Genomic DNA, 14,376 nt, shown 5'->3' with positions numbered 1-14,376 from the left:
GACCGCCGGCCATGGTCGTCCGCGCATCGGTGCGCCTAGAGCTGAGCGGCCAGCAGTTCGGCGATCTGGATGGTGTTCAGTGCGGCACCCTTGCGCAGGTTGTCACCGGAGACGAAGAGCGCGAGCCCGCGACCGTCGGGTACCCCCGGGTCCTGCCGGATGCGCCCCACCAGCGAGTCGTCGGTACCCGCGGCCGCCAGCGGCGTCGGGACGTCGACGTAGGTGACACCCGGCGCACCCGTGAGCAGTGCACGCGCCCGCTCCGGTGAGATGGGCTGGGCGAACTCCACGTTGAGCGACAGTGAGTGGCCCGTGTACACGGGGACGCGCACGCACGTACCGCTGACCGCGAGATCCGGGATGCCGAGGATCTTGCGGCTCTCGTTGCGCAGCTTCTGGTCCTCGTCGGTCTCGCCCGAGCCGTCGTCCACCAGCGATCCGGCGAGCGGGACGACGTTGAACGCGATGGGCGCGACGTACTTGACCGGGGCGGGGAAGTCCGCCGCCCCGCCGTCGTGCACCAGGTCGCGGCTGCCGGACACGACCGCGCTGGCCTGGCCGTACAGCTCGTCGACACCGGCCAGCCCGCTACCGGAGACGGCCTGGTACGTCGAGGCGATCATGCGGGTCAGCCCGGCCTCGTCGTGCAGCACCTTGAGCACCGGCATGGCGGCCATGGTGGTGCAGTTTGGGTTGGCGATGATGCCCTTCGGACGGTTGCCCGCGTCGCGGTCGAAGTTCACCTCGGAGACCACCAGCGGGACGTCGGGGTCCTTGCGCCACGCCGACGAGTTGTCGACCACCACCGCGCCCGCTGCGGCGAACCGCGGCGCCTGCACGCGCGACATCGTCGCGCCCGCCGAGAACAGCGCGATGTCGATGCCGGAGGGATCGGCGGTCTCGGAGTCCTCGACCTCGATCTCCTGGCCGCGGAAGCTCAGCTTCTTGCCCGCCGAGCGCGCCGACGCGAAGAAGCGCACGTCGGTGGTGGGAAAGTCGCGTTCTTCCAACAACCTTCGCATGACCTGGCCGACCTGGCCGGTGGCACCGACCACACCAATCGAGACCATCACGCACCCCGTCGCTTCGCTCGCCCCGGCACTAGATCCCACTCCCCGCGTAGACGACCGCCTCTTCGTCGCCACCGAGTTCGAACGCCTCGTGCAGCGCGGCCACGGCCTTGTCGAGTTCGGTGTCCTTGACCAGCACCGAGATCCGGATCTCGGAGGTGGAGATCAAGTCGATGTTGACGCCGACGGCGGCCAGCGCCTCGCAGAACGTCGCCGTCACGCCGGGATGGCTGCGCATGCCCGCGCCGATCAGCGACACCTTGCCGATGTGGTCGTCGTACAGCACGGCCGAGAAGCCGATCTCGTCCTTGAGCGCGGTGAGCTTCTCCACTGCACCGGGCCCGCTCTCGCGCGAGCAGGTGAACGTGATGTCGGTCTTGCCGTCCTCGACCTTCGAGATGTTCTGCAGCACCATGTCGATGTTGACGTCGGCGTCGGCGACGGCGCGGAACACCTTGGCGGCGTAGCCGGGCACGTCGGGCAGCCCCACCACGGTCACCTTCGCCTCGCTGCGGTCGTGGGCTACCCCGGTGAGAATGGCGTCTTCCATCGCGATGTCCTCCATCGATCCCTTGACGAGCGTGCCCGGCTTGTCGGAGTACGACGAGCGGACGTGAATCGGAACGTCGTAGCGGCGGGCGTATTCCACGCAGCGCAGCATCAGCACCTTGGCGCCCGCGGCCGCCATCTCCAGCATCTCCTCGAAGCTGACGGTGTCGAGGTGGCGCGCGTTGGGCACGATGCGCGGGTCGGCGGTGAAGATGCCGTCGACGTCGGTGTAGATCTCGCAGACGTCGGCGCCGAGCGCGGCGGCCAGCGCCACCGCGGTGGTGTCCGATCCGCCGCGACCGAGCGTGGTGACGTCCTTGCTGTCCTGGCTGACGCCCTGGAATCCGGCGACCAGCACGATGAGCCCCTCGGCCAGCGCGTCCTGCAGCCTGCCGGGCGTGACGTCGATGATCTTGGCGTTGCCGTGCGTCCCGGTGGTGATCACGCCGGCTTGCGAGCCGGTGAACGAGCGGGCCTGGGCCCCCAGGGAGTGGATGGCCATCGCGACCAGCGCGTTGGAGATGCGCTCCCCCGAGGTCAGCAGCATGTCCATCTCGCGCGGTGGCGGGGCGGGGCTCACCTGGCGGGCCAGGTCCAACAGGTCGTCGGTGGTGTCGCCCATGGCGGACACGACCACGACGACGTCGTTGCCGGCCTTCTTGGTCTCGACGATCCGCTCGGCAACGCGCCGGATGCGGTCGGCGTCGGACACCGAGGATCCGCCGTACTTCTGGACGACGAGCGCCACTTGTCAGCCCTTTCTGGGGTCACACCAAAATCCCACCAAGGATAAGGGGTCCGAGCACCTGAGTTTCCCCCTCGTCGCCCGCCACCGCCCGACGGTAGGTTGGGCACCCATGAACGAGGTTCGGAGGACGCCGTGACCGAGCGCCTGACCAACCGGTTGGCCACCACCGCGGTGCCCATCCATCCCGACATCGCCGCACGCTGGAGTCCGCGCGCCTTCGATCCCGCGGCCACGATCTCGGCGACCGCGGTGACGGCACTGCTGGAGGCCGCCCGCTGGTCGGCGACGTGGGGGCGACGGCAGCCGGTGCGCTTCGTGGTGGGGTGCCGTTCCCGCAGCTCAGACTTGGGGGATCAGGCCGACGACACCTTCGCCGGGCTGTCGGCCACGCTGGCGCGCGGTAACGCCTACGCCACGTCGGCGGCGGCCCTGATCCTGGTGTGCGCCGACGAGGGAGACGACGAGAACGTCGCCCGCTATGCGGCGCTGGACGCCGGGGCCGCCATCGCGAACCTCAGCGTGGAGGCGGTGTCGCGGGGTCTGGTGACGCATCCGATGGCAGGCTTCGACGCCGACGCCGCCCGCACGACGTTCGGCATCCCGGAGGGCGTGCGACCGCTGGCGATCGTCGCGGTCGGCCGCCTCGGCGACTACGCCGACGCGGATGCCGCGATCATCGAGCGCGACTCCGCGCCGCGCGAGCGCAAGCCGCTGACCGACGTCGCCTTCGCGGGCACCTGGGGCACGCCGTTCAGGCCGGACACTCCTTCGCCAACTGACTGACCTGCGCCTCGAACTGGCTGTTGAAGGCCGAGACCACCATCGCCAGTGCGGGCGGTTGCGCCCCGGGCGCGACGGTCTCGTGCTGTGCGTCGTAGTCGATCTTCGCGTCGACGAGGTGCTCGACGGTCTTGCTGAGATCGCTCGCCTTGTCCTTGAGCCCCTCCCCGGTCACCCGCGCGGCCCGGTCCTCGATGCCCTGTTCCCACGCGCGGTAGTCCAGCGCGCTCGGCTGCGAGGCGGTCTCGCCGGAGCCGGGCTCGGGGATCTTGGTCTTGGCGTTGAGCGCGTCGATCTGCGCCTTGTTGAACGCCAGCAACTCCTTGACCGGCGCGCAGTCGGCCGACGAATGACCGTTGCCGAAGAACGCCCACCAGATGCCGCCGCCGATCAGCACCACGGCCAACGCCACGATGGTGCCCACGGGCCTCACTCGTCTCACCCTTCGATGCTGACACACTCCCCGGCCATCCCGTTACGTGCGCGCAACGCACCGACACCTCCGGCGTAACAGAAACATCGGTTACTGCCAGTGAACGGCTGGACTGACCGGCCGCGGCACTTTCAGGAGAAGCAAGCGATGGACGTAGTGGATACGGGCACCACGGCTTTCATGCTGTGTTGCATCATCGGGCTCACGTTGATGATCCCCGGCCTGGCGCTGTTCTACGGCGGCATGGTCTCGGTCAAGAGTTCGACCAACATGATGATGATGACGTTCGGCGCGGTCGCCGTCGTCGGATTGCTGTGGGTGTTGTTCGGGTTCTCGATGGTGTTCGGCACCAGCTACGGCGGCTTCGTCGGCGACCTGTTCGAGTTCGCGGGCATGAAGGATCTGCTCGAGACGCAGACCACGATCTCGGGGCTGCCGGTCAGCCTGTTCGCGTTGTTCCAGGCACTGTTCGCGGCGATCACGGTGGCGCTCATCTCCGGCGCGGTGGCCGATCGCATGAAGTTCGGCGCCTGGATGCTGTTCGCGACGCTGTGGGCCGTGCTGGTGTACTTCCCCGTCGCGCACTGGGTGTTCGCGTTCGACGGCGTGGTCACCGAGAACTCGGTGGGCGGCTGGATCGCGAACTCGCTGCACGCCATCGACTTCGCGGGCGGCACCGCGGTGCACATCAACGCCGGCGCGGCGGCGCTGGCGGTCGCGATCGTGCTGGGCAAGTCGGCGATGTTCGGGCAACTGCGCAAGCCGCACAACGTGCCGCTGACGCTGCTGGGCGCCGGCCTGCTGTGGGCCGGCTGGTACGCCTTCAACGGCGGATCGGCTCTGGCGGCGGGTAATTCGGCGTCGATCGTCATGGTGACCACGTTCGTCGCGACGTGCGCGGCGACGCTGGCGTGGCTGGGGGTGGAGAAGCTGAAGGACGGTCACGTCACCGGCGTGGGCGCGGCATCGGGTGCCATCACGGGCCTGGTGGCCATCACCCCGGCATGTGGCGCGGTGACGCCCGTGGGCGCGATCTTCGTGGGCGGCATCGCCGGGGCGATCTGCGTGTACGCCGTGGGTCTGAAGTCCCGCTTCGGCTACGACGACTCGCTCGACGTGGTGGGCGTGCACCTGGTCGGCGGTGTCGTCGGCACGCTGCTCATCGGCTTCTTCGCCAGCGCGGGCATGCCGAACGCGGTCGACGGCCTGTTCTACGGCGGCGGCCTGGATCAGCTGTGGCGGCAGGCCGTCGCCGCGGCGGCGGTGATGGCGTACTCGTTCGTCGTCGCCTACGTCATCGCGTTCGCGTTGAAGAAGACGATGGGCATCCGCATCTCGCCCGACGAGGAGGAGGCGGGCATCGACGCCACGGTCCACCGTGAGTCGTCCTACGACATGGTCTCGGCCTAGTTCGACGATCCCCGGCCGGCGCGACGCACACGTGCCGGCCGGGGATTTTCGCGCTGCGCGCTGTTTCCTATCGTGATACTTTGATTCACATCAAGAGACAAGGATTCGTGATGACCCCCGATCTCCGCACCCTCGCCGAGGATTCGAACACGTCGTTCCTGCTCGCCCTGTTCGTCGACCTCCGCGGAAAGCCCTGCGCCAAGCTGGTTCCCGTCGAGGCCGTCGACCAACTCGCCACCGAGGGCGTCGGCTTCGCCGGCTATGCCGTCGGCGCCATGGGCCAGGAACCCAAGGACCCCGACCTCATCGCCATGCCCGATCCGGCGTCGTTCACCCCCGTGCCCTTCGTCAAGGACGGCCTGGCGATCGTGCACTGCGACCCGCACGTCGACGGGACGCCGTGGCCGTTCGCGCCGCGCGTCATCCTCAAGAACCTGATCGCGCTCGCCGGCGACGCCGGGTTCGAGCCATGGGTGGGCGCCGAGGTCGAGTACTTCCTGCTCAAGCGTTCCGCCGACGGCAGCCTGGTCACGGCCGACGACGACGACACCGCCGCCCAACCGTGTTACGACGCCCGCGGCGTGACGCGCATGTACGACCACCTCACCACGGTGTCGACGGCGATGAACTCCCTGGGCTGGGCCAACTACGCCAACGACCACGAGGACGGCAACGGCCAGTTCGAGCAGAACTTCCAGTTCTCCGACGCACTGACCACCGCCGACCGCGTGGTGACGCTGCGGTACCTGCTCTCGGTGCTGGCCGCCCAGCGGGGCATGATCGCCACGTTCATGCCCAAGCCGTTCGGCGATCGCACGGGAAGTGGCCTGCACCTGCACATCTCGCTCACCAGCGCCGGACGCCCGGTGTTTCCCGACGCGGGAGACGAGCGCGGCCTCGGCCTGTCGCCCACCGCCTACGCGTTCATCGGCGGAATCCTCGACCATGCGTGCGCGCTGCAGGCGCTGGTGGGGCCAACGGTCAACTCCTACAAGCGAACCGGGGCACTGACCACCGCCTCGGGTGCGTCCTGGGCGCCGCGCACGCCGACCTAAGGCGGCAACGACCGCACGCACTACATCCGAGTCCCCGACGATCAGCGCGTCGAGATGCGCGGCGGCGACGGTTCGGCCAACCCCTACCTGGCCATCGCCGCGGCGCTGGGCGCGGGCATCGACGGCGTCAAGCGCAGCCTGGACCCCGGTGCGCTGGGCAGCGGATCGGGACGCACGCTGCCGCCGACGCTGCTGCACGCCGTCGAGGACTTCGAGGCCGATCCCGTGATCACCGGCGTGCTCGACACCGCAGGCGAGGGCGTGGCCGCCTACTTCGCCAAGCTCAAGCGCGACGAGTTCTTCGCCTACCACAGCGCCGTCAGCGCGTGGGAGGTCGAGCAGTACCTCACCGCTTTCTAGCTATTCAGCCACGTTGGTCCGCGCTCGGCGCGGGTGCCGATCACCGAACCGAAGGAGACATCAGCCATGTGCGGGATCATCGGCCTGCATCTGCGACACCCCGACCTGTACCCCAGGCTCGGCGAACTGCTCACCGGCATGCTGTGCGAGATGGCCGACCGCGGCAGCGACTCGGCGGGCGTGGCGGTCTACGGCGATCCGACGTGGACGCCGCCGGGGCGCGCGGCGGTCTCGGTGCTGGGCGTCGACGCACCGCCCGCCGAGGTCGCCACGACGCTGGGCGCCGACGTCAGGGCCCTCGGCGACACCCTGCTGGTGACGGCCGACCGGCCCGTCGACGACCTGCGCGCCGCCGTACTCGCCGCCCATCCCGACGCCCTCATCGCCGGGTTCGGCAACGATCTCGCCGTCCTCAAGGGCGTGGGACATCCGCGCGCGCTTGCCGATTCGTGGAACTTGTCGGCGGCCACCGGGTGGCAGGGCGTCGGCCACACCCGCATGGCCACCGAGTCGGCGGTGACGCCGGCGGGGGCGCACCCGTACGCCGTGGGACCCGAGCAGTGCCTGGTGCACAACGGGTCCTTCGCCAACCACGCGACCATCCGGCGGGACCTGCGCGCCAAGGGCGTGCACTTCGACAGCGAGAACGACACCGAGGTGGGTGCTCGCTTCGTCGCCGATCAACTGGCCGCGGGCCGCGACGTCGAGACCGCCCTCAAGGAGTTGTGCGCGACGTTCGACGGCTTCTACACGCTGCTGGTGTCCCACCGCGATTCGTTCGCCGTGGTGCGCGACGCCATCGCCTGCAAGCCCGCGGTCATCGCCGAGACCCCCGACTGGGTGGCGATGGCCAGCGAGTACCGGGCGCTGGCCGGGCTGCCCGGCGTCGAGCGCGCCGCCATCTGGGAACCCGAACCCGAGAGGATCTACGCATGGACGCGGTGACCACGTTCGACCTGTCCGCCACGCCGCTGCGCGACGTCAACGCCGCACTGCACGCACCGGACGTCATGGGCCACTTCGTGATCCAGCATCCCGCAGGTGCGCACAACGTGGCCGTCGGCGTCAACGCCCCGGTCAAGGTGACCGTCGAGGGACACGTCGGCTACTACGCCGCGGGCATGAACCAGCGCGCCGAGGTGACCATCGAGGGCAATGCCGGCACCGGCGTCGCCGAGAACATGATGAGCGGCACGGTGTGGGTGCGGGGCAACGCCTCCCAGTCCGCAGGCGCCACCGCCCACGGTGGGCTGCTCGTCATCGAGGGCGACGCCGCCGCCCGGTGCGGCATCTCCATGAAGGGCGTCGACATCGTGGTGGGCGGCAACGTGGGGCACAACAGCGCGTTCATGGCGCAGGCCGGCACGCTGGTGATCCGCGGCGATGCCGGTGAGGCACTGGGTGACTCGATCTACGAGGCCCGCCTCTACGTCCGCGGTGAGATCGCGTCGCTGGGAGCCGACTGCGTCGCCAAACCCATGACCGACGAACACCACGAGGAGTTGGGCCGCCTGCTCAAGGCCGCCGGCTTCGGCGACGACGACACCGCCGCCTACACCCGCTACGGCTCCGCCAGGAACCTCTATCACTTCCACGTCGACCATGCGAGCGCCTACTGATGACCACCCCAGAAGACCGGGCCCGCCTGGGCCTGCGCGAATCCGCCACCTTCGACCGCGGCACCATCGCGGCCATCCAACGGGCCGCCGAGACCGGCATCTACGACATCCGCGGGTGGGGCGCCAAGCGCGCGCTGCCACACTTCGACGACCTGCTGTTCCTGGGCGCGTCGATGTCGCGCTATCCGCTGGAGGGCTACCGCGAACGCTGCGGCACCGACGTGGTGCTGGGAGGCAGGCACGCCAAACACCCGCTGCACCTCGACATCCCGGTGACCATCGCGGGGATGAGCTTCGGCGCACTGTCCGGGCCCGCCAAGGAGGCCCTGGGCCGCGGCGCCAGCGAGGTGGGGACGTCGACCACCACGGGTGACGGCGGCATGACGCCCGAGGAGCGCGGCCAGAGCAAGTACCTGGTGTACCAGTACCTGCCGTCGCGCTACGGCATGAACCCCGACGACCTGCGCAAGGCCGACGCCATCGAGGTGGTGCTGGGCCAGGGCGCCAAACCCGGCGGTGGCGGGATGCTGCTGGGGCAGAAGATCTCCGACCGCGTGGCGGGCATGCGGACGCTGCCCGCGGGCATCGACCAGCGCAGCGCGTGCCGTCATCCCGACTGGACCGGACCCGACGACCTCACCATCAAGATCGCCGAGCTGCGGGAGATCACCGACTGGGAGAAGCCCATCTACGTCAAGGTCGGTGCCACGCGCACCTACTACGACGTCAAGCTCGCCGTCCACGCGGGCGCCGACGTCGTGGTGGTCGACGGCATGCAGGGCGGTACCGCCGCCACCCAGGAGGTGTTCATCGAGCACGTCGGGGTGCCGACGCTGGCCGCGGTGCCGCAGGCCGCCCAGGCGCTGCGCGAACTCGGCGTGCACCGCAAGGGCGGTGCCGACGGCGTCCAGCTGATCGTGTCCGGCGGCATCCGCTCCGGGGCCGACGTCGCCAAGGCGATGGCCCTGGGCGCCGACGCCGTCGCGATCGGCACCGCAGCGCTCATCGCGCTGGGCGACAACCACCCGCGGTACGCCGCACAGTACGAGAAGCTCGGCAGCGCAGCGGGTTTCTACGACGACTTCCAGGATGGCCGCGACCCCGCGGGCATCACCACCCAGGATCCGGAGCTGGCGGCGCGCTTCGATCCCGTCGAGGGCGGACGCCGCCTGGCCAACTACCTGCGCGTGCTCACCATGGAGGCCCAGACCATCGCGCGGGCGTGCGGCAAGGCCCATGTACGCCACCTCGAGCCCGAGGACCTGGTGGCCGTCAGCATCGAGGCCGCCGCGATGGCCCGGGTGCCGCTGGCGGGAACCGAGTGGATCCCCGGGAGCCGGCCGTGACCGAGACCGCGGACGTCGTGATCGTCGGTGGTGGCCTCGAGGGCACGGCGGCCGCCTGGGCGCTGGCCGAGCGCGGCGTCACGAACGTCGTGGTGGCCGAACGGCATACGGTCGGTTCCGGGATGACCGGCAAGTCGTCGGGCATCGTGCGCTGTCACTACGGCGTCAGCTCCCTGGCCGCCATGGCCACCGTGGGCCTGGAGGTGTTCGAGCACGCCGCGGACGTGTTCGGTGACGACATCGGATTCCGCCAACCCGGCTACGTCGTGGGCGTCGGCGAACCCAACGTCGACGCGCTGCGCCGCAGCCTGGCCGCCCAGCGGGCCGTCGGCGTCCAGACCGAGGAGATCGACGCGAGCGACGTCGCCGCCATGTGGCCCACCGCCGACCTGACACCGTTCGCCGCGTTCGCGTGGGAGGCCAGGGGCGGCTACGGCGACGCCTACCAGACCGCGCAGGCGTTCGCGGCGACGGCGCGACGCGCCGGGGTGCGCGTGCGGCAGGGGTGCGCCGTGGCCGAGTTGCTCGTCGACGGTGATCGCGTCCGCGGTGTGCGGACGGTCGACGGCACCGAGATCGCCACCCCCACCGTCGTCGTCGCCACGGGGGTGTGGACGGCACCGCTGCTGGCGCGCCACGGCGTCGACGTGCCCATCGCGGTACACCGCGAGCAGATCGTGCTGATCAAGCCCGGCGTCGACGTGGCGGGCGCCCCGGTGTTCTCCGACCTGGTGTCGCTGCAGTACGTCCGCACCGAACCCACCGGCGAGCTGCTGTTCGGCAACTCCGATCTGCTGGAGTTGGAGATCGCCGACCCGGATCGCTACCTCAACCGTGCCGACGACGCGTTCGTCGACCTCGTCGTCGACAAGACGAGCACCCGGTTCCCGGGCCTGGCCGACGCCGCGATCGCCAGCAGCTACGCCGGCTGCTACGACGTCACCCCGGACTGGAACCCCGTGATCTCGGCCACCGGCATCGACGGGCTGCTGGTGGCCGCCGGGTTCAGCGGACACGGGTTCAAGATCGCCCCGGCCGTGGGCCGCCTGGTCGCCGACCTGGTGATCGACGGTGCCAGCCGGGATCCGCGCATCCCCGCGCGCGACTTCCGGCTGTCCCGCTTCGCCGAGGACGACCTGCTGCGGAGTCCCTTTCCGTACGTCGGCGCGGGAGAGATGCGCTAGACGGTGCTAGACACTGGGGTCGTGAGCCCCGACGATCAGGTTCCGCTTCTCCGCAACAAGTCCGGAAGCGCCCGCGACCGCTCCCCCGACGTCTCGGTCGACGAACTCGAACTCGAGACCGCCATCGGGCAGAACGTGCGGCAGCTGCGCCAGCAGCACGGTCTGACCGTGGCCGACATGGCGACGCGCGTCGGCATCTCCAAGGCCATGCTGTCGAAGATCGAGAACGCGCAGACGTCCTGCAGCCTGTCGACGCTGGCGCTGCTGGCGAAGGGCTTCGACGTGCCGGTGACCAGCTTGTTCCGCGGCGCCGACGTGGAACGGCCCGCCGCGTTCACCAAGGCGGGCACGGGCGCGCAGATCGTGCGCGAGGGCACCCGCGAAGGGCACGAATACCAGCTCCTGGGGTCGTTGCGCGGCGAACACAAGCGCCTGGAGTGCCTGCACGTCACGCTGTCGGAGAAGAGCCAGACCTACCCCCTGTTCCAGCACCCCGGCACCGAGTTCATCTACGTGCTCGAAGGCGTCATGGACTACGGCCACAGCCGGTCGGTCTACCGGCTGCACCCCGGGGACTCGCTGCAGCTCGACGGCGAGGGCGCCCACGGCCCCGTCGACCTGGTCGAGGTGCCCATCCGGTTCCTCTCGGTCATCGCGTTCCCCGACACCCAGGTGTAGTCGCCGGGCCGCTTCGGCCCCGGCCGCGGCCGGGGCGCTTTCGCCGCTGCCGCGGCCGGGGGCGCTTTCGCCGCTGCCGCGGCCGGGGGCGCTTTTGCCGCTGCCGCGGCCGGGGGCGCTTTTGCCGCTGCCGCGGCCGGGAGTATCGTGTCCAGCGTGCAGCGGGTGCTCCTCCTCGGACGCCGCGACGGAGTCTGATCCAGACTGGCTCTCCGTCGCGGGTGTTCGCGATGCGCCGGTCTGAAGTCACACCAGACGAAACCGGGAGCCACCCATCATGACCACGTTCACGTCATCCTTCTCCGCCCAAGAGCCGTCCAAGGACGCCTTCACCTCCGGGCGCGCGATCTCCACCCCCGCCGGTCCGCCGCATCCCGGCCAGCCGGCATGGAACACCCAGCGCACCACCCAGATGCCGGTGAACCGGTATCGCAGCTTCGCCGACGAGGTGGAGCCCATCCGCCTGCCCGACCGCACCTGGCCCGACAAGGTCATCGACACCGCCCCCATGTGGTGTGCCGTCGACCTGCGCGACGGCAACCAGGCGCTGATCGACCCGATGAGCCCGCAGCGCAAGCGACGCATGTTCGACCTGCTGGTCCGCATGGGCTACAAGGAGATCGAGGTCGGCTTCCCGTCGGCCAGCCAGACCGACTTCGACTTCGTCCGCGAGATCATCACCGAGGGCGCCATCCCCGACGACGTCACCATCCAGGTGCTGACGCAGTGCCGCCGCGAGCTGATCGAGCGCACGTTCCTGGCGTGTGAGGGTGCGCCGCGGGTCATCGTGCACTTCTACAACTCGACGTCGATCCTGCAGCGGCGCGTGGTGTTCCGCGCCGACCGCGACGCCGTCAAGAAGATCGCCACCGACGGCGCCCGCATGTGCGTCGAGGAGGCGAAGAAGTACCCGGGGACGCACTGGCGCTTCGAGTACTCCCCCGAGTCCTACACCGGCACCGAGCTGGAGTACGCCGTCGAGGTGTGCAACGCGGTCGCCGAGATCGTGGCGCCCACCGTCGACGCGCCGCTGATCGTGAACCTGCCCGCCACCGTCGAGATGGCCACGCCCAACGTCTACGCCGACTCCATCGAGTGGATGCACCGCCACCTGGTGCCGCGCGAGGGCATCATCCTGAGCCTGCACCCGCACAACGATCGCGGAACCGCCGTCGCCGCAGCCGAATTGGGCTATGCCGCCGGAGCCGACCGCATCGAGGGCTGCCTGTTCGGCAACGGCGAGCGCACCGGCAACGTCTGCCTGGTGACACTGGGACTCAACATGTTCACCCGCGGCGTCGACCCGCAGATCGACTTCTCCAACATCGACGAGATCCGCCGCACCGTCGAATACTGCAACCAGCTGCCCGTACACGAGCGCCACCCCTACGGCGGGGACCTGGTGTACACCGCGTTCTCCGGCAGCCACCAGGACGCCATCAACAAGGGTCTGGACGCGATGAAGATCGCTGCCGACGAGGCGGATTCGGACGTGGACGACATCCTGTGGCAGGTGCCGTACCTGCCGATCGACCCCAAGGACGTCGGCCGCACCTACGAGGCCGTGATCCGCGTCAACTCGCAGTCCGGCAAGGGCGGCGTGGCCTACATCATGAAGGCCGACCACGGCCTGGTGCTGCCGCGCCGGCTGCAGATCGAGTTCAGCCAGGCCATCCAGGCCATCACCGACGGTGAGGGCGGCGAGGTGTCGCCCAAGGAGATCTGGGACGTCTTCGCCGAGGAGTACCTGACGCCCATCAGCCCGCTGGAGCGCATCCGGCAGAAGGTCGACGCGGCCGAGGTCGACGGCGGCACCGACACCATCACCGCGGTGGTGAAGGTCAACGGCGAGGAACGCGAGATCGTCGGCGCGGGCAACGGCCCGCTGGCCGCGTTCGTCGACGCCGTCGGCGCCATCGGGTTCGACGTCTCGGTGCTGGACTACTCCGAGCACGCGCTGTCGGCGGGCGAGGAGGCGCAGGCCGCGGCCTACGTGGAGGCGTCGATCGGCGGCAAGACGGTGTGGGGCGTGGGCATCGCGACGTCGATCACCACGGCGTCGCTGCGCGCGGTCGTCTCGGCCGTCAACCGCGCGGCCCGCATCCGCTGACGCCGCTTTAGAACAGCGCGTACTGGTCGCCCGCGGGCGTGGCGTCGGTGAAGGGTTCGACGTCACGTCCGCCGACCACCCGGTCCAGCAGCGCCAGGAAGTCGGCGGTCGACACCAGCGGGATGCCCATCTCGCCGGCCTGATAGCCCTTGCCCTGCTCGGGTTCGGGGTCGTCGCACAGCACCAGCGACGTCTGCTGGTCGACGGTCTCGGTGAACGCCAGCCCGGCGGCCAGGACTCGTTCGATCAGTTCCTCGTAGGTGCGCCCCACCCGGTCCGAGAGCGCCACGCGCATGCCCTGCACCAGGGGACGTCCCGGCACGAAGCGCCCCGGGTTCTGGTACTCGCACGGCAGCCGGGCGGCCACCGTCTTCAGCGGCAGCAACTCGTCGTGGGTGACCCGGCCGCTGGGCCACGTCCGCCGCGACACCGACCGGACCGGCAGCCAGGCGCCACGCTCGCGGGCGCCCGCCAGCGTGGGCTTGAGGATCTGGGCCAGCACCAGCGCATCGTCCAGCGCATCGTGGGGACGCAATTGGGTGACGCCCCAGTGCGCCGCCAGCGTCTCCAGCCGCAGGTTCGCCGTGCCCAGCCCCAGCCGCCGCGACAGCTCGACGGTGCACATCACGGTCTCGACGGGCAGCTGCGCGCGGACCATCTCGGCCTCGGCCGCCAGGAACGAGTAGTCGAAGCCGACGTTGTGGGCGACCAGCGTGCGGCCGTGCAGGATCGCGGCGACGTCGGCCAGGACGTCGCCGAACGTCGGCTGCCCGGCCAGCATGTCGGCGGTGAGGCCGTGCACGTGGGTGGGCCCGGGATCGACGCCCGGATCCAGCAGCGAGGAGAAGCTGGCCTCCACGTTGCCGTCGTCGCCCACCGCGAGCGCGGCGATGCTGACGATCCGCGCCTGCCCGGGCCGGAACCCCGACGTCTCCACGTCGACGACCGCCCACCCCGTACCGGGGGCGTCGGCCGGCCGACCGCAGACGTTGCTCACGAATTCGAGGATGGCACGGCCCGCCGACAAGCCCGGC

13 protein-coding genes and 1 pseudogene are annotated in these 14,376 nt (G+C 70.0%); 9 read left to right on the top strand and 5 right to left on the bottom strand.

The features are described from left to right. Positions 1-35: 35 nt before the first annotated feature. Together AC30CM_RS19640 and AC30CM_RS19635 are read right to left on the bottom strand one after the other, a co-directional pair. A complete protein-coding gene (locus AC30CM_RS19640) occupies positions 36-1,073 on the bottom strand; it encodes an aspartate-semialdehyde dehydrogenase (protein ID WP_490118580.1) in 1,038 nt (345 codons plus the stop codon). A gap of 28 nt (positions 1,074-1,101) precedes the next feature. After that, on the bottom strand, positions 1,102-2,367 hold the full coding sequence (locus AC30CM_RS19635; protein WP_490118579.1) for an aspartate kinase: 1,266 nt from the start codon (positions 2,365-2,367) through the stop codon (positions 1,102-1,104). Positions 2,368-2,499: 132 nt separating this feature from the next. Here AC30CM_RS19635 and AC30CM_RS19630 point away from each other — a divergent pair, with 132 nt between their 5' ends. After that, positions 2,500-3,150: a nitroreductase family protein gene (locus AC30CM_RS19630; protein WP_490118578.1), complete on the top strand. Its 651-nt coding sequence runs from the start codon at positions 2,500-2,502 to the stop codon at positions 3,148-3,150. Here the strand turns inward: AC30CM_RS19630 and AC30CM_RS19625 are convergent. After that, the gene (locus AC30CM_RS19625) at positions 3,119-3,571 is read right to left on the bottom strand and encodes a hypothetical protein (protein WP_490118577.1); all 453 of its coding nucleotides are present in this window, start codon (positions 3,569-3,571) and stop codon (positions 3,119-3,121) included. The genes AC30CM_RS19630 and AC30CM_RS19625 overlap by 32 nt on opposite strands. A gap of 165 nt (positions 3,572-3,736) precedes the next feature. Between AC30CM_RS19625 and AC30CM_RS19620 the strand changes: the two genes are divergently transcribed. Beyond that, positions 3,737-4,990, top strand: coding sequence for an ammonium transporter (locus tag AC30CM_RS19620; protein ID WP_490118600.1), 1,254 nt, complete (start codon positions 3,737-3,739; stop codon positions 4,988-4,990). A 110-nt stretch (positions 4,991-5,100) separates the two neighbouring features. After that, a pseudogene (glnT, locus tag AC30CM_RS19615) lies at positions 5,101-6,405 on the top strand (type III glutamate--ammonia ligase). Here glnT and AC30CM_RS19610 read toward each other — a convergent pair. Beyond that, on the bottom strand, positions 6,402-6,485 hold the full coding sequence (locus tag AC30CM_RS19610; protein WP_490118599.1) for a hypothetical protein: 84 nt from the start codon (positions 6,483-6,485) through the stop codon (positions 6,402-6,404). The pseudogene glnT and the gene AC30CM_RS19610 overlap by 4 nt on opposite strands. On the opposite strand from AC30CM_RS19610, the gene AC30CM_RS19605 reads away from it, so the two are divergent. The 6 genes from AC30CM_RS19605 to leuA all read left to right on the top strand — a co-directional run bounded on the left by AC30CM_RS19605 (position 6,472) and on the right by leuA (position 13,342). Further along, positions 6,472-7,350 carry a class II glutamine amidotransferase domain-containing protein gene (locus tag AC30CM_RS19605; protein ID WP_490118576.1) on the top strand — a complete coding sequence of 293 codons (879 nt, stop codon included), beginning with the start codon at positions 6,472-6,474 and terminating at the stop codon, positions 7,348-7,350. The two genes, AC30CM_RS19610 and AC30CM_RS19605, sit on opposite strands and share 14 nt — an antisense overlap. Next, positions 7,338-8,024: a protein glxC gene (locus AC30CM_RS19600; RefSeq protein WP_490118575.1), complete on the top strand. Its 687-nt coding sequence runs from the start codon at positions 7,338-7,340 to the stop codon at positions 8,022-8,024. The genes AC30CM_RS19605 and AC30CM_RS19600 overlap by 13 nt, the downstream gene beginning before the upstream one ends. Continuing rightward, a complete protein-coding gene (locus tag AC30CM_RS19595) occupies positions 8,024-9,370 on the top strand; it encodes an FMN-binding glutamate synthase family protein (RefSeq protein WP_490118574.1) in 1,347 nt (448 codons plus the stop codon). Before AC30CM_RS19600 ends, AC30CM_RS19595 begins: the two co-directional genes overlap by 1 nt. After that, on the top strand, positions 9,367-10,554 hold the full coding sequence (locus AC30CM_RS19590; RefSeq protein ID WP_490118573.1) for an NAD(P)/FAD-dependent oxidoreductase: 1,188 nt from the start codon (positions 9,367-9,369) through the stop codon (positions 10,552-10,554). The genes AC30CM_RS19595 and AC30CM_RS19590 overlap by 4 nt, the downstream gene beginning before the upstream one ends. A 21-nt stretch (positions 10,555-10,575) precedes the next feature. Beyond that, the gene (locus AC30CM_RS19585; protein ID WP_490118572.1) at positions 10,576-11,232 is read left to right on the top strand and encodes a helix-turn-helix domain-containing protein; all 657 of its coding nucleotides are present in this window, start codon (positions 10,576-10,578) and stop codon (positions 11,230-11,232) included. A 277-nt stretch (positions 11,233-11,509) separates the two neighbouring features. Next, positions 11,510-13,342, top strand: a complete 1,833-nt coding sequence (leuA, locus tag AC30CM_RS19580; protein WP_490118571.1) for a 2-isopropylmalate synthase — start codon at positions 11,510-11,512, stop codon at positions 13,340-13,342. 7 nt (positions 13,343-13,349) lie between these two features. Here leuA and AC30CM_RS19575 read toward each other — a convergent pair whose 3' ends face one another. Further along, positions 13,350-14,339: a DEDDh family exonuclease gene (locus tag AC30CM_RS19575; protein WP_490118570.1), complete on the bottom strand. Its 990-nt coding sequence runs from the start codon at positions 14,337-14,339 to the stop codon at positions 13,350-13,352. Positions 14,340-14,376: the final 37 nt, after the last annotated feature.

This window comes from Mycobacterium sp. DHQP2018-32-09 (assembly GCF_058148405.1).
Note: the sequence above shows the minus strand (reverse complement) of the source record. Positions and strands in the feature narration are given on the sequence as shown.